This window comes from Streptomyces sp. MMG1121 (assembly GCF_001280015.1).
GTDB lineage: Bacteria > Actinomycetota > Actinomycetes > Streptomycetales > Streptomycetaceae > Streptomyces.
On record NZ_LGDV01000200.1, the window covers coordinates 44,032 to 68,625 of the forward strand.

Annotated in this window: 32 protein-coding genes and 1 pseudogene; 16 read left to right on the forward strand and 17 right to left on the reverse strand. The window is 69.9% G+C overall.

Going from position 1 to position 24,594, the window contains the following annotated elements; translation table 11 throughout:
* Positions 1-46 precede the first annotated feature (46 nt).
* Entirely contained in the window at positions 47-1,015 is a 969-nt protein-coding gene (locus ADK64_RS24940) for a diacylglycerol/lipid kinase family protein (RefSeq protein WP_053662087.1), read from the reverse strand.
* Between the two features lie 162 nt (positions 1,016-1,177).
* Here ADK64_RS24940 and ADK64_RS24945 point away from each other — a divergent pair, with 162 nt between their 5' ends.
* A complete protein-coding gene (locus ADK64_RS24945; RefSeq protein WP_053662089.1) occupies positions 1,178-1,633 on the forward strand; it encodes a hypothetical protein in 456 nt (151 codons plus the stop codon).
* A 41-nt stretch (positions 1,634-1,674) separates the two neighbouring features.
* Here the strand turns inward: ADK64_RS24945 and ADK64_RS24950 are convergent, their stop codons facing one another.
* The 3 genes from ADK64_RS24950 to ADK64_RS24960 all read right to left on the reverse strand — a co-directional run bounded on the left by ADK64_RS24950 (position 1,675) and on the right by ADK64_RS24960 (position 3,792).
* Positions 1,675-2,787: an RNA polymerase sigma factor SigF gene (locus tag ADK64_RS24950; protein ID WP_234384696.1), complete on the reverse strand. Its 1,113-nt coding sequence runs from the start codon at positions 2,785-2,787 to the stop codon at positions 1,675-1,677.
* Between the two features lie 17 nt (positions 2,788-2,804).
* On the reverse strand, positions 2,805-3,221 hold the full coding sequence (locus ADK64_RS24955) for an anti-sigma regulatory factor (RefSeq protein ID WP_031163342.1): 417 nt from the start codon (positions 3,219-3,221) through the stop codon (positions 2,805-2,807).
* 310 nt (positions 3,222-3,531) lie between these two features.
* The gene (locus ADK64_RS24960; protein WP_053662091.1) at positions 3,532-3,792 is read right to left on the reverse strand and encodes a UBP-type zinc finger domain-containing protein; all 261 of its coding nucleotides are present in this window, start codon (positions 3,790-3,792) and stop codon (positions 3,532-3,534) included.
* A 61-nt stretch (positions 3,793-3,853) separates the two neighbouring features.
* Between ADK64_RS24960 and ADK64_RS24965 the strand changes: the two genes are divergently transcribed.
* Positions 3,854-5,449 (forward strand): Na+/H+ antiporter, encoded by a 1,596-nt coding sequence (locus ADK64_RS24965; protein WP_053662093.1) that lies wholly within the window; start codon positions 3,854-3,856, stop codon positions 5,447-5,449.
* 89 nt (positions 5,450-5,538) lie between these two features.
* Here the strand turns inward: ADK64_RS24965 and ADK64_RS24970 are convergent, their stop codons facing one another.
* Both ADK64_RS24970 and ADK64_RS24975 read right to left on the reverse strand, forming a co-directional pair.
* A complete protein-coding gene (locus tag ADK64_RS24970) occupies positions 5,539-6,438 on the reverse strand; it encodes a 1-aminocyclopropane-1-carboxylate deaminase/D-cysteine desulfhydrase (RefSeq protein ID WP_053662095.1) in 900 nt (299 codons plus the stop codon).
* Between the two features lie 79 nt (positions 6,439-6,517).
* Positions 6,518-7,111 (reverse strand): N-acetylmuramoyl-L-alanine amidase, encoded by a 594-nt coding sequence (locus ADK64_RS24975; RefSeq protein WP_053662096.1) that lies wholly within the window; start codon positions 7,109-7,111, stop codon positions 6,518-6,520.
* A 290-nt stretch (positions 7,112-7,401) separates the two neighbouring features.
* Between ADK64_RS24975 and ADK64_RS24980 the strand changes: the two genes are divergently transcribed.
* The 5 genes from ADK64_RS24980 to ADK64_RS25000 all read left to right on the forward strand — a co-directional run bounded on the left by ADK64_RS24980 (position 7,402) and on the right by ADK64_RS25000 (position 11,575).
* Entirely contained in the window at positions 7,402-8,808 is a 1,407-nt protein-coding gene (locus ADK64_RS24980; RefSeq protein WP_053662098.1) for a family 2B encapsulin nanocompartment shell protein, read from the forward strand.
* 112 nt (positions 8,809-8,920) lie between these two features.
* Positions 8,921-10,069 carry a family 2 encapsulin nanocompartment cargo protein polyprenyl transferase gene (locus ADK64_RS24985; protein ID WP_053662100.1) on the forward strand — a complete coding sequence of 383 codons (1,149 nt, stop codon included), beginning with the start codon at positions 8,921-8,923 and terminating at the stop codon, positions 10,067-10,069.
* Between the two features lie 266 nt (positions 10,070-10,335).
* The gene (locus tag ADK64_RS24990) at positions 10,336-10,920 is read left to right on the forward strand and encodes a dihydrofolate reductase family protein (RefSeq protein ID WP_053662102.1); all 585 of its coding nucleotides are present in this window, start codon (positions 10,336-10,338) and stop codon (positions 10,918-10,920) included.
* 29 nt (positions 10,921-10,949) lie between these two features.
* Complete coding sequence (locus tag ADK64_RS24995; RefSeq protein ID WP_053662104.1) at positions 10,950-11,282, forward strand: DUF952 domain-containing protein; 333 nt, start codon at positions 10,950-10,952, stop codon at positions 11,280-11,282.
* 44 nt (positions 11,283-11,326) lie between these two features.
* Positions 11,327-11,575 (forward strand): hypothetical protein, encoded by a 249-nt coding sequence (locus ADK64_RS25000; RefSeq protein ID WP_053662106.1) that lies wholly within the window; start codon positions 11,327-11,329, stop codon positions 11,573-11,575.
* Here the strand turns inward: ADK64_RS25000 and ADK64_RS25005 are convergent.
* From ADK64_RS25005 to ADK64_RS25015, 3 genes are read right to left on the reverse strand one after another with little or no spacing between them, the layout of a single operon-like run.
* Positions 11,554-12,318, reverse strand: a complete 765-nt coding sequence (locus tag ADK64_RS25005; protein ID WP_053662108.1) for a VOC family protein — start codon at positions 12,316-12,318, stop codon at positions 11,554-11,556. The two genes, ADK64_RS25000 and ADK64_RS25005, sit on opposite strands and share 22 nt — an antisense overlap.
* Positions 12,319-12,371: 53 nt before the next feature.
* On the reverse strand, positions 12,372-12,788 hold the full coding sequence (locus ADK64_RS25010) for a VOC family protein (RefSeq protein ID WP_053662110.1): 417 nt from the start codon (positions 12,786-12,788) through the stop codon (positions 12,372-12,374).
* Positions 12,789-12,828: 40 nt separating this feature from the next.
* Positions 12,829-13,182 (reverse strand): helix-turn-helix transcriptional regulator, encoded by a 354-nt coding sequence (locus ADK64_RS25015; RefSeq protein ID WP_420713031.1) that lies wholly within the window; start codon positions 13,180-13,182, stop codon positions 12,829-12,831.
* A 184-nt stretch (positions 13,183-13,366) separates the two neighbouring features.
* Between ADK64_RS25015 and ADK64_RS25020 the strand changes: the two genes are divergently transcribed.
* The gene (locus tag ADK64_RS25020) at positions 13,367-14,521 is read left to right on the forward strand and encodes an inorganic phosphate transporter (protein WP_053662112.1); all 1,155 of its coding nucleotides are present in this window, start codon (positions 13,367-13,369) and stop codon (positions 14,519-14,521) included.
* Between the two features lie 17 nt (positions 14,522-14,538).
* Positions 14,539-14,763 carry a hypothetical protein gene (locus ADK64_RS25025; RefSeq protein ID WP_053662114.1) on the forward strand — a complete coding sequence of 75 codons (225 nt, stop codon included), beginning with the start codon at positions 14,539-14,541 and terminating at the stop codon, positions 14,761-14,763.
* An 83-nt stretch (positions 14,764-14,846) separates the two neighbouring features.
* Here ADK64_RS25025 and sodN read toward each other — a convergent pair whose 3' ends face one another.
* The gene (gene sodN, locus ADK64_RS25030) at positions 14,847-15,242 is read right to left on the reverse strand and encodes a superoxide dismutase, Ni (RefSeq protein ID WP_053662116.1); all 396 of its coding nucleotides are present in this window, start codon (positions 15,240-15,242) and stop codon (positions 14,847-14,849) included.
* Positions 15,243-15,387: 145 nt separating this feature from the next.
* On the opposite strand from sodN, the gene sodX reads away from it, so the two are divergent.
* Positions 15,388-15,822 (forward strand): nickel-type superoxide dismutase maturation protease, encoded by a 435-nt coding sequence (sodX, locus tag ADK64_RS25035; protein WP_053662144.1) that lies wholly within the window; start codon positions 15,388-15,390, stop codon positions 15,820-15,822.
* Here the strand turns inward: sodX and ADK64_RS25040 are convergent.
* Positions 15,726-16,355 (reverse strand): CGNR zinc finger domain-containing protein, encoded by a 630-nt coding sequence (locus tag ADK64_RS25040; protein ID WP_053662118.1) that lies wholly within the window; start codon positions 16,353-16,355, stop codon positions 15,726-15,728. The two genes, sodX and ADK64_RS25040, sit on opposite strands and share 97 nt — an antisense overlap.
* Before the next feature lie 106 nt (positions 16,356-16,461).
* Here ADK64_RS25040 and ADK64_RS25045 point away from each other — a divergent pair.
* Positions 16,462-16,830, forward strand: a pseudogene (locus ADK64_RS25045) (class I SAM-dependent methyltransferase); the annotation flags it as partial.
* A gap of 374 nt (positions 16,831-17,204) precedes the next feature.
* Here the strand turns inward: ADK64_RS25045 and ADK64_RS25050 are convergent.
* The gene (locus ADK64_RS25050; protein ID WP_053662120.1) at positions 17,205-17,525 is read right to left on the reverse strand and encodes a hypothetical protein; all 321 of its coding nucleotides are present in this window, start codon (positions 17,523-17,525) and stop codon (positions 17,205-17,207) included.
* A 182-nt stretch (positions 17,526-17,707) separates the two neighbouring features.
* Here ADK64_RS25050 and ADK64_RS25055 point away from each other — a divergent pair, with 182 nt between their 5' ends.
* A complete protein-coding gene (locus ADK64_RS25055; RefSeq protein ID WP_063789946.1) occupies positions 17,708-17,977 on the forward strand; it encodes a winged helix-turn-helix domain-containing protein in 270 nt (89 codons plus the stop codon).
* 191 nt (positions 17,978-18,168) lie between these two features.
* A complete protein-coding gene (locus ADK64_RS43385; protein ID WP_078992822.1) occupies positions 18,169-18,396 on the forward strand; it encodes a chaplin family protein in 228 nt (75 codons plus the stop codon).
* Between the two features lie 162 nt (positions 18,397-18,558).
* On the opposite strand, the gene ADK64_RS25060 is transcribed toward ADK64_RS43385, so the two are convergent.
* The 5 genes from ADK64_RS25060 to ADK64_RS43390 form a co-directional block, all read right to left on the reverse strand.
* On the reverse strand, positions 18,559-19,704 hold the full coding sequence (locus ADK64_RS25060) for a methyltransferase domain-containing protein (protein ID WP_053662124.1): 1,146 nt from the start codon (positions 19,702-19,704) through the stop codon (positions 18,559-18,561).
* A gap of 18 nt (positions 19,705-19,722) precedes the next feature.
* Positions 19,723-20,589 carry a radical SAM protein gene (locus ADK64_RS25065; protein WP_053662126.1) on the reverse strand — a complete coding sequence of 289 codons (867 nt, stop codon included), beginning with the start codon at positions 20,587-20,589 and terminating at the stop codon, positions 19,723-19,725.
* A gap of 53 nt (positions 20,590-20,642) precedes the next feature.
* Entirely contained in the window at positions 20,643-20,792 is a 150-nt protein-coding gene (locus ADK64_RS46095) for a hypothetical protein (RefSeq protein ID WP_159046324.1), read from the reverse strand.
* Between the two features lie 110 nt (positions 20,793-20,902).
* Positions 20,903-21,277: a hypothetical protein gene (locus ADK64_RS25070; RefSeq protein WP_234384697.1), complete on the reverse strand. Its 375-nt coding sequence runs from the start codon at positions 21,275-21,277 to the stop codon at positions 20,903-20,905.
* A gap of 379 nt (positions 21,278-21,656) precedes the next feature.
* Positions 21,657-21,911 carry a hypothetical protein gene (locus ADK64_RS43390; protein ID WP_078992823.1) on the reverse strand — a complete coding sequence of 85 codons (255 nt, stop codon included), beginning with the start codon at positions 21,909-21,911 and terminating at the stop codon, positions 21,657-21,659.
* Between the two features lie 84 nt (positions 21,912-21,995).
* Between ADK64_RS43390 and ADK64_RS25080 the strand changes: the two genes are divergently transcribed.
* The 3 genes from ADK64_RS25080 (at position 21,996) to ADK64_RS25090 (ending at position 23,674) form a co-directional block, all read left to right on the forward strand.
* Positions 21,996-22,853 carry a helix-turn-helix domain-containing protein gene (locus ADK64_RS25080; protein ID WP_199829706.1) on the forward strand — a complete coding sequence of 286 codons (858 nt, stop codon included), beginning with the start codon at positions 21,996-21,998 and terminating at the stop codon, positions 22,851-22,853.
* Positions 22,850-23,059: a DUF397 domain-containing protein gene (locus tag ADK64_RS25085; RefSeq protein ID WP_053662132.1), complete on the forward strand. Its 210-nt coding sequence runs from the start codon at positions 22,850-22,852 to the stop codon at positions 23,057-23,059. The genes ADK64_RS25080 and ADK64_RS25085 overlap by 4 nt, the downstream gene beginning before the upstream one ends.
* A 237-nt stretch (positions 23,060-23,296) precedes the next feature.
* Entirely contained in the window at positions 23,297-23,674 is a 378-nt protein-coding gene (locus ADK64_RS25090) for an SH3 domain-containing protein (RefSeq protein ID WP_053662134.1), read from the forward strand.
* Positions 23,675-24,594: the final 920 nt, after the last annotated feature.

A 24,594-nucleotide genomic window follows, 5' to 3' on the forward strand; every position in this document is an offset into this window, starting at 1 on the left:
GATCCTGGCCTAAACGTTCGAGTGAAAGGACTTTCGCCCCTTCCGCTCACACAATCACACGCAGTGCACGGCGTACGCCTGTGAACGTCACGCTCGTACGCAGTCCTAGGTGGTCGCCGTCCATCTGCAGGGGCAGAGGAGCCTTCGAATGCAAGGTGAACTGGTCCAGATCGTGCAGCGAGAGGGCGTGCCTGCCATGGGGTCCGCGCTCCGGGGACGAAGTGAGCAACTGGGTGCCATACCGGGCAACCGCGGCCGTCGACAGGCGGCTGAGACCGAGCAGGTCGAGCCCGGTATCGAACGAGGCCTTAGGCGACGTGTACATGGGGCGATTGCCGAGATACGTCCATGGGGACGTGTTCGAGACTATGGCGACGACCAGATCCCGGACCTGATCCTCACCCGGCTGCTCCAGCATGATCGCGCCGTGCCGGCGGTCCTGCTCGCCGAGGAACTGCCGGATCACCTGGCGTACGTACAGCCCGTGGGTCGACGTCTTGCCCCGCTCGCGCTGCTGCTCGACCCGGCCGACCACGCCCGCGTCGAAACCGAGCCCGGCGTTGAAGGTGAACCAGCGGTCCGGGACCGCCTCGTCCTCGGTGCCGGGCGTGCCCGAGGTCAGCCCGAGTCCGACGACCCGCTCCCGGTCCTCACGCAGCGCGTCCAAGAGGGCACCGGTGGCCTCGACCGGGTCGTTGGGCAGGCCCAGGGCGCGGGCGAAGACGTTCGTGGAGCCGCCGGGCACCACGGCGAGGCCGGGCAGCCGGTCCGGGTCGGGCCCGGCGTGCAGGAGGCCGTTGACGACCTCGTTGACCGTGCCGTCGCCGCCGAGGGCCACCACGAGGTCGATGTCGTCGCTGTCCGCCGCCTGCCGGCCCAGGTCGCGCGCGTGGCCGCGGTACTCGGTGGTGACCGCCTCCAGCTTCATCTCGCTCGCCAGCGCGTGGATCAGGACGTCACGCCTGCGTGCGCTTGTGGTGGTTGCCGCCGGATTGACCACGAGAAGTGCACGCATGGAGGGCAGCGTACCTACTGGGTGGTACCCGGCGAAGAGCGAGGTAGGGATCGGGTAAGAGGCGAGGGCGTGAGTCCGCGCACTCTCCGGGCCGCGAGGGGGGACACTCTCCGGCCGCGGGGCGCGGGCGGGCGCCTGTGGGGCGGCGGCTACCCTGCTGGGGTGAGCAGTGAGCAGAAGCCCGCCAAGGACACCGCGGACACCACCGAAGCCGTCGCCGAGCCGCGCCCGCGCCGGCTGACGTACGCGGCGGTGCTCGCCGCCCTGGAGGGCGCCGCCCTGGTGGTCGGCGGCCTGTGGATGCTCGTCATCGGCCTCACCGGCGGCGCCTCCGACCGGAAGCAGGGCGTGTCCCTGGGGATCACCCTCGTCGTACTCGCGCTGCTGCCGCTGCTCGCCGCGCGCGGTCTGCTGTTGCGGCGCGGCTGGAGCCGCGGCCCTGCGGTGATCACCCAGCTCATGGCTCTGCCGGTGGCCTACAGCCTGCTCCAGGCCGACAGCATGGCCATCCCGGCCGGTATCGCCCTCGCGGTCGTCGCCGTGGTGGCGCTGGTGCTCCTCGTCAACCCGGCCACGACCCGGGCCCTCGGCATCAGGGGACCGGGCCGGAGCGAGTAGCGACTTCTCTCCGGCCCGCTGCTCGGCTCACGCTTTTCGGCTCACTCCTCGACGAGCAGCTTCTCCCGCAGCTGGGCCAGGGTGCGGGCCAGCAGCCGGGAGACGTGCATCTGGGAGATGCCGACCTCCTGGGCGATCTGCGACTGGGTCATGTTCCCGAAGAAGCGCAGCAGCAGGATGCGCTTCTCCCGCGGCGGCAGGTCCTCCAGCAGCGGCTTGAGGGACTCGCGGTACTCCACACCCTCCAGCGCCTCGTCCTCGGCGCCGAGGGTGTCGGCTACCGCCGGGGACTCGTCGTCGGTGTCGGGGACGTCCAGGGACAGCGTGGAGTACGCGTTGGCGGACTCCAGGCCCTCCAGGACCTCCTCCTCCGAGATGGCGAGCTTCTCGGCCAGCTCGTGGACCGTGGGGGAGCGGCCGTGCAGCTGGGACAGCTCGGCCGTCGCCGTGGTCAGCGCGAGCCGCAGCTCCTGGAGCCGGCGCGGCACGCGCACCGCCCAGCCCTTGTCACGGAAGTGCCGCTTGATCTCGCCGACGACGGTCGGGGTGGCGTACGTGGAGAACTCCACGCCGCGCTCCGGGTCGAACCGGTCGACGGACTTGATCAGGCCGATCGTGGCGACCTGGGTGAGGTCGTCCAGCGGCTCGCCGCGGTTGCGGAAGCGGCGCGCCAGGTGCTCCACGAGCGGCAGATGCATGCGGACCAGCTTGTTGCGCAGCTCCGCGTACTCCGGGCTGCCGTCCTGCAGCTTGCGCAGCTCGACGAACATCGCCCGCGCCCCGCTGCGGTCCTGGGGGCCGTGCTGGGTGGCCTGCACGGCCCCCGCGCCCGGCGCGTCGTCCCCGGCGTATCGCTCGTGCTCGCTCATCGTCCCGCCCGTAGCCCTTCCCCGAGCCCTCGCCCCCGCGCGGACGGCGGATCCGGCGCCGCCGGGTCCCTCCGGCGGTACACCCTGCACGGCACCGTCACCGCCGGCCCGCGCGGAGTCGTCCTCCGGGTGCGGTCTGGCCTGCTCGGGGATGCCGTCGATGCCGTCCGCCATGCGTCGGGAACCGTCCCGGGAGACCTGCTCGGAGGTCTCGTCCCGACTCGGCCAGGGGCCACCCCCGTCACCGGCCGGCAGCTCCCGTGTGCCGCGCTCTTCGTCCCGCACCGGACCGTCCCCGTTCCTCACGCCGGGCCAGGGCCCGCGCCACGCTGTTTGTAGAGGCTGATCGACACGGTCTTGTCCTCGTCGACGGCGGACGAGACCTTGCCGGCGAGGGCCGACAGCACGGTCCAGGCGAAGGTGTCCCGCGAGGGGGCGTGACCGTCCGTGGTCGGCGCCGCGACCGTGACCTCCAGCGAGTCGTCGACGAGCCGGAAGACACAGCTGAGCACGGAACCGGGCACGGCCTGTTGGAGCAGGATCGCGCAGGCCTCGTCCACGGCGATGCGCAGGTCCTCGATCTCGTCCAGGGTGAAGTCCAAGCGGGCCGCCAGACCGGCCGTGGCCGTCCGCAGCACCGACAGGTAGGCACCCGCGGCCGGCAGCCGGACTTCCACGAAGTCCTGATTCGCCGTGGGCTCGCCTGCGATCTGGGACACCCTCACCTCCATGGTGGTACAAGCTCTACGGGGCCGAGGGTCGCCCCCCGGGGTAACGCGTACGTGGTTCCGCGGTGACGCTATCGCGCTCCGAATGGTCCTGTCCCCGGGGCCCCAACCCCCTGGCGTCACTCACAGTAAAGCTGTGGATACGCTCCGTGTCTAGAGGGTTTGCGGGCCCAAATGGGAAGAGCGCGCGCCGGGTTGACGTACCCAGGCGTCCGACGCTCGAACCGTCGTACGGCCGTCACTGCATGCAGTGTCACACGAGAATGCGTGTGAAAGGGAAGCCGCGGGGGCCGGAAGCCGTTCAGACGAGGATGTGGTCCACGAAGCACCACCGCCAGTCCTCGCCGGGTTCGTAGGTCCGCATGACCGGGTGACCGGACGCCGTGTGGTGCTCCGTCGCGTGCCGGCCGGGCGAGGAGTCGCAGCAGCCGACGTGACCGCAGCTGAGGCACAGCCGCAGCTGCACCGGGTGCGTGCCGTCCCGCAGGCACTCCGGGCAGGTCGGGTTGAGCGGCTCCGGTTCCGGGTGCGGCAGCGCGTCGGTGTGCGTGCACTGTTTCATGATTGCCAGATTACGACGGGTGTGCGGGTGGCCGCGCGAAAAATGAGGGTGGGCGAGGACCATGGACGTGATGCCGCTGCTGTTGCTGGTGGCGGGCAGTGCGGGCATCGCGGGGGTCGCCCGGCGCACACCGGTGCCGGCACCCCTGCTGCTGGTCGCGGTGGGTCTGGCCATCTCGTACGTGCCGGGGATCCCGCACTACACCCTCGACCCCGACGTGGTCCTGCCGCTGGTGCTGCCCCCGCTGCTTTACAAGGAGGGCACGGAGAGCTCGTACCTCGATCTGCGGGCCCAGAAGCGGCCCGTGGGACTGCTGTCGATCGGGTACGTGCTCTTCGCGACCTTCCTGGTGGGCTGGGTCGCCTACCTCGTCGTACCGGGGCTGCCGCTGCCCGCCGCGCTGGTGCTGGGCGCGGTGGTCGCGCCGACGGACGCGGTCGCGGCCGCGGCGATCGCCCGCCGGGTCGGCCTGCCGTCCAGGATCACCACCATCCTCCAGGGCGAGTCCCTGCTCAACGACGCCACCGCCATCACCGCCTACAAGGTGGCCCTCGCGGCGGCCGTCGGCGCGGGCGCCACCTGGGCGGGCGGCATCGAGGAGTTCCTGCGGGCCGCGGTCGGCGGTGTGCTCGTCGGACTGGTGCTCATGGTGCCGATCCACTGGCTGCGCACCCACCTGAAGGAAGCCCTGCTCCAGAACACCCTCTCCCTGCTGATCCCCTTCGTCGCCTACGGCGTGGCCGAGCAGCTGCACGGCTCCGGCGTGCTCGCGGTCGTGGTGGTCGCCGTCTATCTCGGGCACCACGCGTGGGAGGTCGATTTCGCCACCCGGCTCCAGGAGGACGCGGTGTGGCGGATGGTCGCCTTCCTGCTGGAGTCGGCGGTCTTCGCGCTGATCGGGCTGCAGCTGCCGACCGTCCTCAAGGGGCTCGGCGCCTACCGGGGAGGCGACGCGGCCTGGTACGCGATCGCGGTCTTCCTCGTCGTCGTCGCGGCCCGGTTCGCGTGGGTCTACCCGGCCGCCTTCCTGCCGCGTCTGCTCTCCGCCCGCATCCGCGAGCGCGAGGAGAACCCCACCTGGCGGGCGCCGATCGTGACGTCGTGGGCCGCCATGCGGGGTGTGGTCTCCCTGGCCATCGCGTTCTCGATCCCGCTCACGGTGCACGGCGGCGCCCCCTTCCCGCAGCGGAACATGATCCTCTTCCTGACCTTCACCACGGTCATCGGCACCCTGGTCGTGCAGGGCCTCACCCTCGCGCCGCTGATCCGCCTGATGCGGTTCCCCGGGCGGGACCTGCAGGCCGAGACGCTGGCCGAGGCCAACGCCCAGGCGCAGGCCTCCCGGGCCGCCGACAAACGCCTCGACGACCTCCTCGCCGACGAGCGCAACGCCCTGCCCCCGCCGCTAGCCGACCGGCTGCGCCAGGTCCTGGAGCGCCGCCGCAACGCCGTCTGGGAGCGGCTCGGCCAGACCAACCCGGTCACCGGCGAGTCCGTGGACGACACCTACCGCCGGCTGTCCCGGGAGATGATCAGCGCCGAACGCGAGGTCTTCGTCAAGCTCCGCGACCATCGCTACATCGACGACGAGATGCTGCGCGCACTGCTCAGACGCCTGGACCTGGAGGAGGCGGCGGCCTACCGGGAGGCGGGCTAGACCCTGTCCGGCGCTTCCCGCCGGGCCCGCGGTGCACGGCACGGCACCGGGCGCCGCGGGCTGGTCCGAGGGGCAGGGGCGGACGGGCCCTAGGCCTGCGGGAACGGCCGCCCGGTGACCACGGCGGCGATCGTCGTCCCGCGCGCGTGGGCGCCCTCCTGCGCGAGGGCGACAAGTCCATGGAGCAACTTGGCGACATAGAGACGCTCGACGGGCAGCCCGTGGCGGTCCTCGAAATCCCGCGCGAACGCGTGCAGTTCGGGTGTCGTGCGCGCGTACCCGCCGAAGTGGAAGCGCCCGTCGAGGGACCAGTCGCCGGTGCGGGCGCCGAAGGCACGTTCCTGCAGGGCCTGTACCTCCCCTTCCAGGAAGCCGCCCTTGAGGACCGGTACGCCGAGCGCGCGCTGCCCGGGGGCCAGGCCCGCGGCCAGTCCCGCGAGCGTGCCGCCGGTCCCGCAGGCGACGGCCACGACGTCGGCGTGCCCGCGCAGTTCCTCGCCCAGCGCCCGGCAGCCGTGCACGGCCGCGCTGTTGCTGCCGCCCTCGGGGACGACGTACCCGTCCTCGACCCCGGCCGCGCGCAGGATCGCGGCCAGGACCTGCCGCTCGGTCTTGCGACGGTACGTCGATCTGTCGACGAAGTGCAGTCGCATGCCGTCGGCCGCGCACCGGGCCAGGGACGGGTTGAGCGGCCGGCTGGCCAGCTCGTCACCGCGGACCACGCCGGTGGTCGCCACGCCCAGCAGACGGCCCGCGGCGGCGGTGGCCCGCAGATGGTTGGAGTAGGCCCCGCCGAAGGTGACCAGCGGCCGCCCGCGCGCCGCCTCGATGTTCGGCACCAGCTTGCGCCACTTGTTGCCGATCAGCTCCGGGTGGATCAGATCGTCCCGCTTGAGGAGCAGCCGGAGACCGTGGCGGTCGAATCGCTCGTCCCTGACCTCCTGGAGAGGCGACGGGAGACGAGGGGTGAGCGGGTCGGGGCTGGTCACGGCTCCATTGTCACAGCCAGGAGCGATCCGTGAGGGTGCGGGGAGCGCGGCAACCGCTGCGGACCCGCACCCCTGCCCGCTAGCCCCGCAGCCGCACCCCGACCCGCTCCCGCAGCCACGCCATGGTGAACCCCCGCGGATCCACCTTCCCCGGCTGCCACTCCAGGTGCCCGATGACCGACCGCTCCGTCCACCCGTGCCGGCGGCACACCGCGGCCGCCGCGCGCGTGATCGCGTCCAGCTGGGCATCCGGCCAGGGATCCTCGCCGTCGCCCAGGTTCTCGCACTCGAAGCCGTAGAAGTGCCGGTTGCCGTCGGTGTCCGCCTCGTTGTCCGGCGGCAGCCCCTTCTCGGCGATCACCGCGCGCAGCACGTCGTCGTCGCCCAGCCCGGCATGGTTGGCGCGGCCGTAGCCGACCAGGTGGAGCGTGCCGTCCTTGGTGATCACACCGTGGCACAGCGGGCCCGGCAGCGCGGCCCGGCCGTCGCGGCACAGTTGCACCGTGGACGCGCTGCCCCGGGTCACCGTGTGGTGGATCATCACGCCGTGCACCGGCCCCCACTGGCCCTTGTGGTTGCGGTTGTGGTGGCGCCAGTCGTCGACCTCGACGACGGTGACGCCCTCCGCGCGCAGAACGTCCAGAAACGTGCTCGCGGACATGGGTGGGGCCATGCCGCCTCCTTCGGGTCTCACCTCGCTGTCACGTGCTTCCGGCACAACCTCTACCGAAAGCGGACGTCTTGGACCACCCCGTTCGCGCGCTGTACGAGCCGATCCGGACAGACGGCGCGGCCGGCGGACCCGTAGGCGTTGTACAAGATCCCTCCTCATGCCCAGTAATCCGATGATCCATTCCCGCTCTTTCGGGTAATGGCGACGGCACGATCCGTGATGGAAGGCTCGGCGGCGAGACCGGTGCCCGCGTCATCCGGCACCGGGCATACATGGGAGGACATTTCCTTATGTCGGTAGGCGAAGAGGTCCGCACGGATCAGGGCAAGCCGCAACAGTCCCTCGGGACGGCGGCCGCGCGGAACCTGGCCACCACCACCAAGTCCGTTCCGCAGATGCAGGAGATCAGCTCCCGCTGGCTGCTGCGCACGCTCCCGTGGGTGGACGTGAACGGCGGTACGTACCGCGTCAACAGGCGCCTGGCGTACACCGTCGGCGACGGCCGCATCACCTTCGTGAAGACCGGGGACCAGGTCGAGGTCATCCCGGCCGAGCTGGGCGAGCTGCCCGCCCTGCGCGCGTTCGGGGACGAGGAGGTGCTGACGGAGCTGGCCCGGCGCTGCCGTCAGCGCGACTTCGCACCGGGTGAGATCATCGCCGACTTCGGCAACCAGACGGGCGAGGTCTACCTGCTGGCACACGGCAGGGTCGAGAAGGTCGGCACCGGCCCCTACGGCGACGACGCCGTCCTCGGAGTCCTCGCCGACGGCGCCTACTTCGGCGACCAGGCGCTGCTGGACCCCGACGCCATCTGGGAGTTCACCGTCCGCGCGGCCACCGCCACCACGGTGCTGATCCTCAGCCGCCAGGACTTCGAGCAGGTCGCGGAGCGCTCGGCCACCCTGCGCGCCCACCTCGAGGAGCTGCGCGCGGTCCCCGAGCAGCGGACCAACAAGTACGGCGAGAAGGAGGTCGAGCTGGCGGCCGGTCACTCCGGGGAGCCCGACATCCCGCACACCTTCGTGGACTACGAGCCCCGGCCCCGAGAGTACGAACTGAGCATCGCCCAGACCGTGCTGCGCATTCACACGCGCGTGGCCGACCTGTACAACCAGCCGATGAACCAGACCGAGCAGCAGCTGCGGCTCACGGTCGAGGCGCTCAAGGAGCGCCAGGAGCACGAGCTGATCAACAACCGTGACTTCGGTCTGCTCAACAACTGCGAGTACGACCAGCGGCTCCAGCCGCACGACGGCGTGCCCAGCCCGGACGACATGGACGAGCTGCTCAGCCGCCGCCGCAGCACCAAGCTGTTCCTCGCCCACCCGCGCGCGATCGCCGCGTTCGGCCGCGAGCTGAACAAGCGGGGCCTGGTCCCGGAGAGCGTCGAGATCGGCGGCAACCGCATCCCGACCTGGCGCGGGGTGCCGATCTACCCGTGCAACAAGATCCCGGTCACCCCGGAGCGCACCACGTCGATCATCGCGATGCGCACCGGCGAGCAGGACCAGGGCGTCATCGGCCTGAGGCAGTCGGGCATCCCGGACGAGATCGAGCCCAGCCTGTCGGTGCGGTTCATGGGCATCAACGAACAGGCAGTCATCAACTACCTCGTGACGGCCTACTACTCGGCGGCCGTGCTCGTGCCGGACGCTCTAGGCGTGCTGGAGAACGTCGAGATCGGCCGGTGGAGGTGACGTTTCCGCACTTCGCGGCCGTGTTCCCGCCCACCGGGGCGGGTAGATCCTCGGCACACGTGTCCGGGTGGGCCGGCGACGCCGGCGTCCACGGACCTGGCGAGGGGGAGACATGGCCGAGTTCTTGACGGAGACCGAACACCGTTCCCCCGCCGTGCCGCACCCCGGCGCGGCGGGGGACGCACGGGCAGGGCAGGACGGCACGGCTGCCGGCGACACCGCTCCGGCCGAGGGCCAGGAGGCGGCGGCGCTGCTGGAGCGCACCAAGGCCCTGGTCGACCCCGAGCTGCGCGCGGCGCTGGAGTCGCTGCCCGGCTCCATGCGCCGGATCGCGCTCTACCACTTCGGCTGGCAGCACGCCGACGGCACCCCGGCGGCGGGCCACGGCGGCAAGGCCATAAGGCCCGCACTCGTCCTGGCGGCGGCCGCCGCCCTCGGCGGACCGACGGCCCGTACGGCGGCCGTCCGGGCCGCGGTGGCGGTCGAACTGGTCCACAACTTCACGCTGTTGCACGACGACGTGATGGACCGGGACACCTCTCGCCGGCACCGGCCCACCGCCTGGGCGGTGTTCGGCGACACCGACGCGATCCTCGCCGGGGACGCCCTCCTCGCGCTGGCCCTGAGGCTGCTCGCCGAGGACACGCATCCGGCCGGCGGCCCGGCCGCGGCCCGGCTCGCGAACTGTGTGGTGGAGCTGTGCGCCGGGGAGCACACCGACACGGACATGGAGCGCCGCGCCCCGGACGAGGTCACCCTCGACGAGGTGCTCGCCATGGCCGAGGCGAAGACCGGCGCGCTGCTGGGCTGCGCCTGCGCCCTCGGCGCGCTGTACGCGGGCGCCGGGCCCGCGGAGGCGGCCGCGCTGGACGGCTTCGGCCGCCAGGCCGGGCTCGCCTTCCAGTTGATCGACGACGTCATCGGCATATGGGGTGACCCGCGGCGCACCGGCAAGCCGGCCGGCGCGGACCTCGCGGCCCGCAAGAAGTCGCTGCCGGTAGTGGCGGCGCTCGCGTCCGGCACCGAGGCCGGCGCCGAGCTGGCGGAGCTGTACGGCAAGCCGTACGTCACCGGGGACGCCGAGGGCATCGCGCGTACGGCGCTGGTCGTGGAGCGGGCCGGCGGCCGGGACTGGGCGCAGGCCGAGGCGGCCGACCGGATGGCCCGCGCCGTGCAGGAGCTGGCCCGCGCGGTCCCGGACCCCGAGGCGGCCGGCGGTCTGCTGGCCCTCGCCGAGTTCGTGACCCGGCGCAACAGCTGACCACGGCCGGTCGAGAAGAACGCCGGACCCCGGGCTCGTGCGGCTCCTGACCCCGCACGGTCACCGGGGCTCCGGTCAGCCGGGCCCCGCACATCCCCACAGTGTGCGGGGCCCGTCGCTGTGCGGCGGCGTCGAGACGTTCCAGCGAAAACCCCTTGAACCACGACAGTTGGAGTACTACAAATGAACCACTGCGAACGGAGTGCTCATCGCGTTCGTGCCCCGACGACCCACGCGCCCCCGACGGAAAACGAAAAGAGACCGGCTTGCGCAAGCTCACCTACTTCATCGCCTGCTCACTCGACGGCTTCATCGGCGACGAGAGCGGCGACGGCTCCGCGATGCTCCGCTTCCTGGACGAGGAGTACCTCGACTTCCTCAAGACGGAGTTCCCGGAGACCCTCCCCACCCACGCCCGCACGCCCTTGGGCGCCGACCACCTGGAGAACAAGCGGTTCGACACCGTCATCCAGGGCCGCGGCAGCTACGAGGTGGCCCTGAAGGAGGGCATCACCAGCCCCTACGCCCATCTGCGCGAGTACGTCGCCTCCCGGACCCTGGACCCGTCCCCCGACCCGCACGTCGAGATCGTCGCCGACGACCTGCTCGGCCGGGTCCGCGCCCTGAAGGCGGAGGAGGGCGGCCTGGGCATCTATCTGTGCGGCGGCTCGCGCCTCGCCGGAGAGCTGCTGGAGGAGATCGACGAACTCGTCATCAAGACCTACCCGATCGTCTACGGCACGGGCATGCCGATGTTCGCCGGTGGCCTGGACATCAAGGAGTTCGGCCTCGACGGGGTGCGGACCTTCGGCAACGGCGCGCTCGTGCGGACGTACACGAGGAAGCGCTGAGTCCGCCGGCTACGCCGTACCGTGGGCGCATGCCGACACTGCCCCGGATCTTCCACATCACCGAACGCTCCCTGTGGGAAGCGGCCCGCGAGCGCGGCGCCTACGAGCTGTCGACCCGTGGCCGCACCCTCCAGGAGGAGGGCTTCATCCACTTCTCCACCCGCGAGCAGCTCCCGCGCATCGCCGACTTCCTCTACGGCGGCTACGACGGCCCGGACCAGCTGGTCGTGCTGGTCGTGGACCCGGCCCTGGTCGGCGCGCCGGTGAAGTACGAGGCGGTGGAGCCGGGCGGGGAGGAGTTCCCGCATGTGTACGGGCCGGTGCCCGCTGACGCCGTGGTGGACGTGGAACCCTGGGGGTGACCGGTGAGGGGGGAACGCGCCGCCGGAGGCGGTGGCGCTGGGCGGTGACCGTCTGGGCGGTCGCCGTGGTCGTGGGGGGAGGACTCACCCTCGTACTCCACGAGGACGCCCGCGCGAAGGGGCCGTACGTCTGGCAGGACGGGCACGGGGCCGGTCCGTCGCCGGGTGCGCGGCGCCCGCGGCGGCAGCCGCTGGGCGAGGACCGCTCCTGCCCGCCGGTTCCGTCGGCGGACCCGGCCGCGGCATCCGGGCGCACCGCGGTCGTGTGCCTCTACGCGACGACGGCTCCCTGACCGGCGCCCGGCAGGCCGCCCGTCTCCGGGTCGCGGCCGGTCAGGCAGTAGACGCCGCCCGCCGGGTCGCGCATCACCGACCAGTGCGGACCGTGGGACACCGGGACCGCCCCCAGCCGCTCGTGCCGGGCACGGACCGCGCCGATGTCCGCGCAGGCGAGGTCGAGGTGAGCGGAGGCGGGGCGCTCGGCGGCCAGTCGCTGGAGCAGGATCCGCACCGGCAGCCCCGCGGGCGGCCGCAGCACCTCGAACTCCGGCCGGGATCCGGCGAGCCGCTCCCAGCCGGTGAGGCCGGCCCAGAAGTCCGACTCGGCGCGGTACGCGGACGGCGGGATGTCGAGGCACACCTGGTCCAGCCGGCCGCCCGCCACCACGGGCGGCCGCACCGCCTCCCCGTGCCAGGCCACCACGCAGAACAACTGCCCCGCGGGAGAGCGCAGTACGACGAGGTCGCCATGGTCCGCCACGAGGTCCGCGCCGAGGTCACGGGCGGTCGCGGCCGCCTCCCGCACGTCCTGCACGCACAGGTCGAGATGGGCGCCGCCGTCCCCCTCGGCGACCCCCTGGAGCTTCACGCACGCGTCCGCCCCCGTGGCCGCATCGGGCAGCAGCGTCATGAACTCGCCCCGCTCGCCCCGCGGTTCGGACAGCCGGGTGCCGGTGACCGTCGTCCAGAAGGCGCCGGCCTCCCCCAGCCGGTCGGCGGGTCGGTCGGCGAAGGCGTACGTCCAGCGAATGAGCACGCCCCGGAGTGTAGGCGCGAACTCCCGTGACGTCGCCGGGAATGCGCTGAGCGTCAGTCGGCGGGCCGCTGCAGGAAACGCAGTTGGTTGCCCGCCGGGTCCCGGAAGGCGCAGTCGCGCACCCCGTACGGCTGGTCGGTCGGCTCCTGGAGCACATCGGCTCCGGAGTCCCGTACCCGCTCGTACAGGGCGTCGCAGTCCTCCGTGGTGAAGAGGACGCCCCTGAGCATGCCCTTGGCGAGCAGTTCCGCCAGTGCCTGCCGGTCGGCGGGGGAGGCGTCCGGGTTCGCGCCGGGCGGCTCCAGCACGATCTCGACGTCCGGCTGGAGCGGGGACCCCAGTGTCACCCAGCGCATGTTCTCGAAGGCCACGTCGTTGCGGACCTCCAGGCCGAGCACGTCCCGGTAGAAGGAGAGCGCCTTGTCGTGGTCGTCCACCGCGATGAAGCACGTCTTGAGTTTCACGTCCATGGGCTCACGCTAGGCCCAACCGGACGACGGCGCGCGCGGCTCAGTACGGCCGGCGGCTGGGCCGGGTGAACGTACGGGCCACGCAGGGCGGGATCACCGCACTCTCCTCGTGGTCGCGGGCCCGGTAGGCGCTCGGCGTCTCGCCGACCAGCTCCGTGAAACGGGAGCTGAAGGAGCCGAGCGACGTACAGCCGACCGCGAGACACACCTCGGTCACGGACAGATCGCCCCGGCGCAGCAGTGCCTTGGCCCGCTCGATCCTGCGGGTCATCAGATAGCTGTACGGCGTCTCGCCGAAGGCCTTGCGGAAGCTGCGCTGGAAGTGGCCGGGGGACATGTGGGCTCCCCGGGCCAGCTCGGTCATGTCGAGCGGTTCGGCGTACTCGCGGTCCATGCGGTCGCGCACGCGCCGCAGTCGTCTCAGGTCCTCCAGGCTCACGTCCACAGCCTGGCACAGGGCACTGACAGGGAGAGACTGAACGTTTCCGCACAGGATCACACAACAGGGTCCCCCATCTTCGACGCGGCGTTCGCCTCCAGTTCTCCGCGCATTGGCCTGCCCTTGCCAGCCTGGGGGAATGGACCACATCACGTTCCTCGTGGCGGTCGTCATCGTCACGGCACTGGCGTTCGACTTCACGAACGGGTTCCACGACACCGCGAACGCGATGGCCACCTCCATCGCCACCGGCGCACTCAAACCGCGCATAGCGGTCCTGGTCAGCGGGATCCTCAATATCGTCGGCGCCTTTCTGTCCACCGAGGTCGCGAAGACGATCTCCGGCGGGATCGTGGACGACACACTGGTCAGTCCAGCGATGATCTTCGCGGGGCTGGTCGGGGCGATCCTGTGGAACCTGGTGACCTGGCTCGCCGGACTGCCCTCCAGCTCCTCCCACGCCCTCTTCGGCGGCCTGATCGGCGCGGTCTGGGTCGGCGCGGGCTCCAACGGCGTGCACTTCGACAAGGTCGCCGAGAAGGTGCTGATCCCCGCCGTGGCCTCCCCGGTCGTGGCCGGTGTCGCGGCCCTGGTCGCCACCTACCTCGCCTACCGGCTCTCCGCCCGGGCCCGCCAGGACTCGGTCACCAAGGGCTTCCGGCTGGGCCAGATCGCCTCCGCCTCCCTGGTCTCCCTCGCACACGGCACCAACGACGCGCAGAAGACCATGGGCGTGATCACGCTGACCCTGATCTCGGCTGGCGCGCTGGGCCACGACGCGGGTCCGCCGGTCTGGGTGATCGGCGCGGCGGGTCTGGCCATCGGCCTCGGCACCTATCTGGGCGGCTGGCGGATCATCCGCACCATGGGCAAGGGGCTGGCCGAGATCCAGTCCCCGCAGGGCTTCGCCGCCGAGACCGCCTCCACGGCGGTGATCCTCACCTCCGCGCACCTCGGCTTCGCGCTGTCCACCACCCAGGTCGCCTCCGGCAGCATCCTCGGCGCGGGCCTGGGCCGCCGGCTCGCCGAGGTCCGCTGGGGCGTGGCCGGCCGGATGGTGCTGGCCTGGCTGATCACACTGCCCTCGGCGGCGCTGGTGGGCGGCCTGGCCGCGAGCGTGGTCAAACACGGCGGCAACACCGGCACGGTGGTCATCGCCCTGGTGGCGCTGGCGCTCGCCGGGGTCATCGTCGCCGCGTCCCGCCGTAACCCGGTGCGCGCCGACAACGTCAACGACCACCACGAGGTCACCCTCCGCACCCAGGCCCCGACCAACGTCGGCACGGCCGCCTGACCCCCCGGGAGCCCCTCATGCATGTCGACTGGTCCGCCCTCGGCCGGGTCGCCACGGTCAGCCTCGGCGTCACGGTCGCCGTGGTCGTCGTCTTCACCTTCGGCGTCCTCGGCCTGTCCCGCGCCGAGGACGCCGAAGGCGGCGCCGGCACGGCCGGCCGCGCCCAGGCCGGCCTGTGCTTCCTCGCCTGCGCGGCGGTGGTGGCGTACGGGATCTACCTGATCGTGCCGCAGTTCCACTGAATCCGTCCGCTGACTTCGTGAACGCACAAGCAGGGGCCCGGCCGGTGAACCGGCCGGGCCCCTTGTCAGGAGGAGAGAAAGCCTCAGGCCTTCTTCGTCTCCCAGAAGATCTTGTCGATCTGGGCGATGTAGTCCAGAGCCTTCTGGCCGGTCGCCGGGTCGGTCGACGCCTTGGCGGCCGAGAGGGCCTTCAGGGTGTCGTTGACCAGCTGGTGCAGCTCCGGGTACTTCTCGAAGTGCGGGGGCTTGAAGTAGTCGCTCCACAGGACGGAGACGTGGTGCTTCGCGAGCTCCGCGCGCTGCTCCTTGATGACCGTGGCGCGCGCCTGGAAGTGGGGGTCGTCGTTGCCGGCCATCTTGTCCTGGACGGCCTTCACCGACTCCGCCTCGATGCGGGCCTGGGCAGGGTCGTACACGCCGCAGGGCAGGTCGCAGTGGGCGCTGACCTTGACCTTGGGGGCAAACAGGCGGGAAAGCATGGAGCATTCCTTCCTCGTGATCGTCTTCTCAGGTGCGACATTACTCCCTGAGGAAGGCGATTTCTCGGGTGCCCCCTAGGGCTTAGGACAAAAGTCCAGGGTGAGACTGAGACTGGTGGAGGAACGGACCGGGGAGGTGCCGGGGATGCCGGAGCTGTCGCAGGAGACCGAGCGGGGGAGGGCCGTGGCGCCGTTCGGGCTGGCCGAGGTGACGGGCCCGTCCATGGTGCCCACGCTCCGGCACGGGGACCGGCTGCTGCTGCGGTACGGGCGAGCGGTGCGGCCGGGGGACATCGTCGTACTGCGGCATCCGTTCCAGCAGGACCTGCTGGTCGTCAAGCGTGCCGTGGAGCGGCGCGAGGGCGGCTGGTGGGTACTCGGCGACAATCCGTACGCGGGCGGGGACAGCACCGACTACGGGGTCGTGCCGGACGAACTGGTCCTGGGCAAGGCGTACTTCAGGTACCGGCCGCTCCCGGCCGGTCAGCGTTCGCCGCTCGCGCTGGCGCGCTGGGCGCTCTCGGCCGCCAGGCCGCTGCTGCCCGACCGGTCGGCCTCCAGGCGTTTGCGGGCCCGGTAGGCGGCCACGTTGGCGCGCGTGGCGCAGCGGTCGGAGCAGTAGCGCCGGGAGCGGTTGGTGGAGGTGTCGAGGTAGGCGTTGCGGCAGGGGGACGCCTCGCACAGGCCCAGCCGGTCCACGCCGTACTCGGTGAGGTGGAAGGCCAGGCCCATCGCCGCGATGGCCGCGTAGCCGGCGGTGGCGTTGGACGGGTGGTCGGCCAGGTGCATGTGCCACAGCGGGCGGCCGTCCTCGTCCCGGTGGTCGTGGCCGGAGATCTGCGGGCTGACCGGGAACTCCAGGAGCAGTGAGTTGAGCAGGTCCACGGCCAGGGTCTCGTCGCCCTTGTCCGCCGCTTCGAAGACCGCGCGCAGCCTCGCCCGTACCGAGCGGAAGCGGGTGACGTCGGCGTCCGTGGTGCGGCGGGCCGCGGACGAGTTGGCGCCGAAGAGGTCGCGGACGGCCTCGGCCGAGGTCAGGGAGTCCTTCCCCCGCGCCGGTTCCTCGCTGTTGACGAGACGGACGGCGTAATCCGAGTAATAGGCCAGTTCCACTTGTAGTCCTTACGAGGGCGCTTTATGGTCGTGTCTGCGGTCGGGTAACAGCCGGTCGTGCATCCAGGGTATTACGCGGACGTCGCGGACAAGGGGTACGGATCTGATGACGACGAGCACGGGCACCGACTGGGCCGCATGGCAGGAAAGCTGGGACCGGCAGCAGGAGTGGTACATGCCGGACCGCGAGGAGCGGTTCCGGATCATGCTCGACATGGTCGAGGCACTGGTCGGTCCGGCCCCGCGGGTGCTCGACCTCGCGTGCGGCACCGGCACCATCACCGCCCGGCTGCTGGCACGGTTCCCCGGGGCGACCAGCACCGGCGTCGACCTCGACCCGGCCCTGCTCGCCATCGCGCGCGGCACCTTCGAGGGCGACGACCGCGTCTCCTTCGTCACCGCCGACCTCAAGGACCCCGAGTGGCCGGCGAAGCTGCCGTACGCCTCCTACGACGCCGTACTGACCGGGAGCGCTTGCTAACCACACTGTATCGACTTGATCCCCTGGAATCTGGCTGACCTTGGATTTCGTCACCACGAAGGCAGAAGATAGCCCCGCCTGACAAGTGCCAGACGGGGCTTGATGGTTGTTGGCCAGCCGTTTGGCTGACTAGTGATCACTCTTTGGCGTTCATGCCCCCTGCTCCAGTTCCCCAGGGGTGGGGCCGTGCGGGAACTCTGTGGCGTGGCTCGGGCATGCGTACAAGGTCACTCCGGGGCCGCTCGGGCGCTCGATGTACCGGACTGCCACAGGGGCGTACGTCCACTGGTGGCAGCGGCAGCACGCTGCACCGGAAGGCTCGTGGGCGGGTTCGGGTCCGAGGAGTGCGGCGACGAACCGAGGGGCGGTCATGCGGCGACCCTCTTTCGCGTGACGACGCTGCCGAGACCCATGGTCGGAAAGTCGTAGTCCACCCCGAGCGCTGCGAACTGGCTGGCCCAGAGCCGCTCCCGTTGTACGGCAGGCAACCTTTGTGCCCACTCGTCCTTGAAGATGGCTCGGACTTCCTGGGAGGACGGCCCGGTCCACGGTCGGGACCATGGGTTTGCGGGGGTGGGGTCGGGCTCGGCGGTCTGAGCGGCGAAGTGCTCGGCGCTGTGGCGTCCGGGCCGGCGAGGGGCGAGGACGGAGAGCACCCAGGAAATGGCGCGGGCGATAACATCGCGCATGGTCGTTTCAGCTCCCTTGAAGCTGTCTCGGCAAGCCCCGATGGACCGGGCCTAATCGGTCTGTCGGGGCGTTTTCGTGTTCGGGGGATCACGCTAAGCCAACACGTCTAACTCGTCTACCCGTCTAACTCATCTGCTCGTCTAAGTAGCCCTGGGTTGGCCCGTTGTCTACGCTCTGCCCCATGCCCGAGCGCTCCGAGAATCCGCACGCCCCGCGAGCCCCCTACATGGATGTGCTGGACGCTCTGACGGAAGAGATCAAGGGCAAGCGTCCGGGTGATCCGATTTCTTCTGAGGCGGAGTTGTGCGAGCGGCACGGCGTTGCGCGGGAGACTGCCCGCCGGGCGGTGCGCATCCTTCGGGAAAGGGGGCTCATCGAGACCCGGTGGGGCAAGGGGTCGTTCGTCGCCGGTCCCATTGGGCGGGGTGAGAATGAGCACAAGGGCGACTAAGTAGGGGCTGTCCGCTGAGGCCCGCGACCGGACCCTGTGGCCACATCCTGCGATGTCTATGCCCAGAGTGCCGCGCTCGATGGGGCGACCGGACAATGCACTTGCGCTCCGAGCGCCCCCCTGGGCTCCGTTTTCACGATCCTCCGACGGTCCATGTTCAGGATGAACGTCCCCGTTTTAAGGAGGAAAGCATGCGTGTACGTACCGCCATCGCTGGGATCGCGCTGGCTGCTGCCGCCACCGTCGGGATGGCAGGCATCGCAGCAGCCGACACCGGGCCCGACGGCATTGCTATCCAGAGCCCTGGCGTTGCCGCCGGCAACAACGTCCAGGTGCCTGTCCAGGTGCCTGTCAACCCGTGTGGCGCCGGTATCGGGGCCCTTACTCCCACACACGGAAACTTCTGCGTGAACAAATGAGTAATTTTGACTGATTCAAGTCGGAATGTTCCGAATGGCATGCCTTAGCACCGAGTCCCGCCTGTGCGCCGGGGGCAGCACACAGGCGGGGCGATGTGGCGATGCTCGGGCCGTGTCACCGACCAGCACACCCAGGGGTGGGGGAACTGCGGTGTGCCGGGCTTACAGGGCGCCGATGGACGCGCGCCACCGACCACGGGAGAGGTGGCACACTCCATCGGGCGTGATGCGGACTCGGGCGCCGAGTAGGGGCAACGCGCCCTCGGCGTTGAGCCGGTTCCGGATGCGTTCCAGGGCATCCCAGAGCCGTTGTGGGCCGCTCTGGTGGACTTCCGGCGGGTCGGTCCACTCGGCGGACGCGCGCGCCCATGAGCCATCCGGGTGGACGAGGTAGGCGGTCCGCTGGCGTCCGTTGATCTCGTAGCCGAGTTCGACGCCCGGTGTGGTCACTTCCAGCATGGACCGGAGTTCCCACGCGTTCGCAACGTCCACCACGGGATACCGGCCGGTGCTCGTCTCCTCCCCCTGGCCCCCGTGGGCTAGGGCGAACAGGTGCGCGAGGGTGGGTGGGTAGTCGTCCCCGGACCGGGTGAGCATGAAGCCCGCCATGTCCCGCTCTACCTGCCCGATGACGTCCCCGTTCCGGTCTTTCCATCCGGTGATGATCAGGGAAGTGTGCGCGAGGGTCGTTGCGATGCGCCCTCCGGGTTCCAGCGCGCCGAGTACCGCCCGGAGCCCCGGCCCCGGAGTTAGCGCCACCGTGCACACGATTCGGTCGTATGAGCCCGGTACGTGCTCGGTGGCGTCAGCTGTGACCATCTTCGGGTGGTGGCCCATGGACGCAAGCCGTTCTCCTGCCGCGCTGACTAGGTATGGGTCCACGTCCAGACTCGTCACGCATCCGTCTCCGAGCCGGTGACAGGCGTACGCCGTGAGTCCGCCGGCTCCGGTTCCCAAGTCGAGCAGGGACAGTCCGTCGCCGAGTCGGCCGTGTCGGAGCATCCGGACAACCAAGCTCGGCAGTGTGGCGGACGAGGTGGGTAGTCCCTTGGGCTGGTCGCCGGGCTTTGCCTGGTCGGCGTGCAGCGTGCCAACCCTGGTGATCAGCGACCGGTCTGCGTACGCGGCGTCTGCCCACGCTTCCGGGTCGCTGGGCCCGTCCCGCAGCACCCATCGTCCCGCGTCGTCCACTTCCCACCATCGCGGAACCAGTAGGTGACGGGCGGTGCGTGCCACGAGGGCGAGCCATCGCGAGTCCGGGTCGGTCACCTGGTCTGCAAGGGCGTGTGCCCTTGTCTCCCAATCCATGCCGCTGAGCCTTCCAGGTCAGTACGCGGGATCACATGCTTCGGTGTTGGCGGGATCGCAGTCGCCCGAGTCGTCCGGCGGGCACGCGGTCACGCGCGGGGGCGGAATGCTGGCCGACAGGTTCGCCCAAGCCTTCCCACGGAACAGCTCGGCGAGCCGCGTTTCCCGCACGTTGCCTGCCGGGAAGTCGCGCGAGAGCACGCAGCCGGCTAGGTCCCCGTTGGGGAGGATGGCGGCTCGGCCCCTGGTGCACCTGCCGCACATCTCGTCCAACGTCGGCTTCGTGCCGGGCAGTGCGGCGCGGCCCACGGAGCGTACTCGGTCGGTGTTGATGTGCTTCACGCCCATGGATTCCAGCTCGGCGCGGGCTTCGGCTACGCGCTGTCCCGGCAGGATGTCCACGATCCCGGCTCGGATGGTGACTCCACGGTTGACGGCGTCCCGGATGTTGCACCGTGTGCGGACGTAGCTGCCGTTCCGGCCCGTGATCTTGTCGTGTTCGGCGGGGTCGTCGCTGTAGTAGCTCGTGCCGAGCGTCACCCCGTCGCGCGTGAACAGGTCCCACCACTCGGGCCTGACGTGGAAGAGGTTCGAGTACACCTCGACGTGCAGTCCGAGCGACAGCCCGAGTTCCGTGAACTCACGCCAGTTCGGGTGAGTGGTCGGCTCACCGCCGATGAGCTGAATGGTCCGGATGCCCAGAGCGGCGGCGTCCGTGATGACCGCGCGCCAATCAGCGGGCGTCATCGTGCCATGCGTGGCCTGCGGGCTGGACTCGGACAGACAGTGCGTGCAGGTGAGTTGGCACTTACCGGTGATCTCCAGTTCCAGGGACCGGATACCGGTGACGGGGGATGCGGCGGGCGGTTCAAGGAGTGTGGTCACGTGTTGCTTCCTTCCGCTTGATGGGTGTGGGCTTCCGTGGCCAGATGGCGCCGCTAGCCAATGAGCAGCAGATAGCCGCCGAGAGATGCGGTTGCGCCCTCGTCCTGGTGCTCGTCGTCGTCCGGCGCGGCCGGCTCGGTGGCCTCGGTGTCGCTGCCAGTGGGCTCGGGCTTGGCGGTGTTGTGCTCGGTGGTCGCGGTCATCTCCGCGCCCCTTTCTTCGGGCGGTCCCGGCCCGGTCGGGCTCCGGGTAGTGGCCGCCCCCTGTCACAGAGCGAGTCAATGTGGCGGGGGCGGAGTCTCAGAGCGGGCGGCTAGTTCCACCGCCACGGGTCCTCCGCGAGCACGTACAGGGGATGCGATAACCCGCCGATTCGGTGACATATCGGCTCTGGTGCCAACGGGGCGCCCTTGTCAGTCGGTAGCCCGACTGGCCAGACGGCCAAGGTGTAGGTGCAGTCCGTATCCAGGAACTTCGCGAACATCGGATGGCCGCCCTTGAGGTGCTGGCGCGCTTCGCGTTCCTCGGCCTGGTCGGTGGCCCACGCCCTGAGTTCTGCAGGGCAATCCGGAAGGGGCATGCTCGCCACGAGCATGGACGGGTACACCCACCCCGAACTGAGGGGATTGAGGTCAAGCCGATCCGCGATGTGCAGTGCTTCGCTGCGGAGCCAACGCAGCGCGAGCACGGGGGAAATGGTCCGGTAGGTGGATAAGACGTACCGGGTGCTATCTCCTGTGCCGCACACGAGTCCCTCGGCGAGCACTTCGCACCAGTAACCCGCTGGTTCCGGTCGGCTGGTCATGTCGGCCTCTGGCGCCACATGACCCACGGGCGCTCGATCACCTCGGCGTAACTGGTGTGCTCAGGGTGTGCACGCATGTGATCGAATGCCCACCCCTGCGGTTCGGTGGGGTCCCGGCTCGGCGGCGACTCCTCGGCGCACTCGGTGTCGTCGTCGTTGAGCGTGAGGCACCGAAACGCGTACATCGTCGGCGGAGAGTCTTCGTCATGGTCCGGCCGAAGTGTCCAGTTGAAAAAGGCGAACTTGCGACGGGTTCGGGTACTCACAGCAGCTCACCCCGGCTACGCGCATTTGCGCGGGCAGTCTCGGCATGCAAGCGCTGCGTGGGGCTCGCCGGCCGCACCTCATCCGGGGCAACCGACCATTCCTTGCCGCCTCCGACCGGACGCAGATGCCAGTATCCGTACGCCACGCCCCGGAACTCGCCGACCCGATCACGCCCGTCCACCATCAGCGTGCCAGGGCTGGGAACGTGCGGGGGGCCCTGCCACTGGGCGGGGTCGTTCTTGCTGGACACGACCGCTCCTCTCCGTAGTGCTTCCACTACCAGGGCGATTCAGAGTGGCCTACAGTCGAGACCCGTTCAACGTGTCATCGAAGGATGGAAGGTCGCGAACGCACCGTGAACAAAAACGAGTTGAACCCGGACGCTTCTCCGGAGGCGGCCTACGGAGCGCGTTTACGCAGCCTGCGAGAGACACGCGGCTGGACTCAAGAGGACCTGGCCGAGCGTACGGAATATTCCAGTGTGCATATTTCGGCCGTCGAAAATGGTCGGAAGCCTCCAACTCTCCGCTTCTCGCGTAGTGCTGACCGTGCCTTCGGCGTCTCGGGCACAGCAGAGTCGTTCGAGCGTCAGTACCGCGATCTTCGACAGGGTTCGTTGCTGGAAGGGTTCCCTGAGTACGTTGGGTACGAGGGCCGCGCAGTAGAGATCCGCTTGTTTGAGATTGGGATCATTCCCGGCTTGCTTCAGACACCCGCGTACGCACGCGCCCTGGCAGATGGCGACGTACGCCGGGGCACCATCACACCCGAACAAGCAGCTGAACGGGTCTCGGTCCTGGCGGAGCGGCAGGCGACGCTAGTACGGTCCCGGCCGCCGACGATGCTTGTGGTGATGGACGAAAGCTGCATCCGCCGTCCAGTCGGCGGCACCGAGGTCATGAACGAGCAGCTTCAACGCCTCGTAGACTTCGCTGCGTTGCCGAACACCCATCTTCAGGTTGCGCCGTACGACATAGGCGAACGACGGCCGTTCAACCTGCCGATCAACCTACTGACCATGTCAGACCGATCCATGATCGCGTACGCGGAGTCCCAGGCCCGGGGGCACTTGGACCGCGAATCCACGTTCGTTCTGTCCTTGCTATCGGCCTACCATCAGTTGCAGGCCGAAGCCCTGTCGCAGACAGAATCCGTGGCCGTGATCGAACAGCTTCGAAAGGGCACCCCGTGACGACCGAATCCCCTCGCTGGTTCAAGTCCTCCTACAGCTCCAACGGCGGCAACTGCATCGAGGTGGCCGCGAACCTCGTCGTCTCGCGCGGCGTGGTCCCCGTCCGTGACTCCAAGACCCCTGCCGGCTTGGTTCTGGAGTTCCCCGCTGACGCGTTCGCGTCCTTCGTGGCAGGCGTCAAGGAAGGGTCGTTCGGTACTGTCTGAGCGCTGTCTCTGTCCTCGGCCCAGCGAACGCAGCAACAACTAGAGCCCCGCCACACCCAATTTTCGAGGGGGTGGCGGGGATTTCTGTGCGTCTGTGGGCCGCATCATTTAGCCACTCATCCGGATAAGTGGTTGACCTCTTGGATGCTGACGTTGGATGCTGGCCACTCATCCGGATGAGTGGCTGCCGACTGGTTGGCGGCTGCTCGTCCTCTTCGAGTCGAGAGGATCTGAATCATGGGGCGTAAGGCTCTGCGGGCACTGGTGGTGTCGGGTGCGCTGGTGGCTGGCGTTGGCCTGGTGGGCGTCTCGGCGGCGTCGGCCATGCCGGTGGACCCGGGCTACTCGTCGGGCGGCTCCGGGGCGGGTGTGTCGTATCCGGCGGATCAGTCGGTGTTCAAGTCGGCGACGGTGGACGGGTTGCGGGTGCGCACGGGTCCGGGAACGGATCGGGCGATACTCGGCCTGATCTACGAGGGTCAGCCGGTGCAGGTGATCACCTCTGCCTATGACGACACGGGTCAGGTGTGGGATGAGGTGATGTTGCAGACGGCTTCGGCGGGTGGCCTGCCGGGCGGCTACATCGGGTGGGTTACGGAGGAGTACCTCTACTGACCCACGGCTCAGGAAGGTGATCTAGTGGGCGGCCTCTTCCCTGTCTCGGCAGGGAGGGGGCCGTTCCGTCGCTATTGCGGCGTGTCGCGTGTGAACTCTGTGCTGACAGTGTGGAGTTGGTGTGTTTTTTGCTCCGGTTTCATAATCTGACTGTCCGTAGCTGAGCGCTCGCAGGGTGCACGGGCATAGGCTGCTGACCTATGTGACACGTGTTCGATTCGATGCGCGGCGGACTCCTGGGGCGAACGGCGGCGCTACGGGGGGCCGGAAAGGGTGTGCGAACGTGAACGCTCAGGGGGAAGATTACGGCGGGGCGGACGACGCCGTGTTCGTGCCCAGAGTTGACTACCTGTCAGGTTGGCGTGAAGCGTACGAGGCTGCCGAAGAACTGAACGCCAGCCTGGGCAAACTCGGTGTGGACGCGCGGGCGGTGCGGGCCGTACCTCACGCGGGGGCGCACGGTGAGCCGGTGGTGTGGCTGCGTCCGGAGGGCGCCCGGTTGATCGCGCGAGTACTGGAACGAGAGGGAAGGGAAGACAGGATGAGGCGGGACGGCTGGCGTACGGCGGCGGGCTCGCGCGTGTGGGTCGAGACGGACAGGCGCGGGGAGTTCATCCGGTGCGAAGGGTGCCGACGGCCGATCCTGATCACGGGTGCGGGCCCTGCCCGGTTCGCCGCTGAGCAGCACGCACGGACGTGTCGGAACTAGCGGGTGAGGCTGCCTCGTTTGCGGGGCCGGCTGCACTGCGGGGCGTCGGCTACAGCTCCTGACGACGGCGGCACCGTGTGAGATCGCGTGCGTGGTGACCTCACGCGCGCACGGATCTTGACCACGACGAAACCTTGTTCGCGCGTGAGGTTGCCACGCGTGGGCGGGGTCCAGGGGTGCGCTGTAGCGCCCCTGGTACCACCGCCCGCAA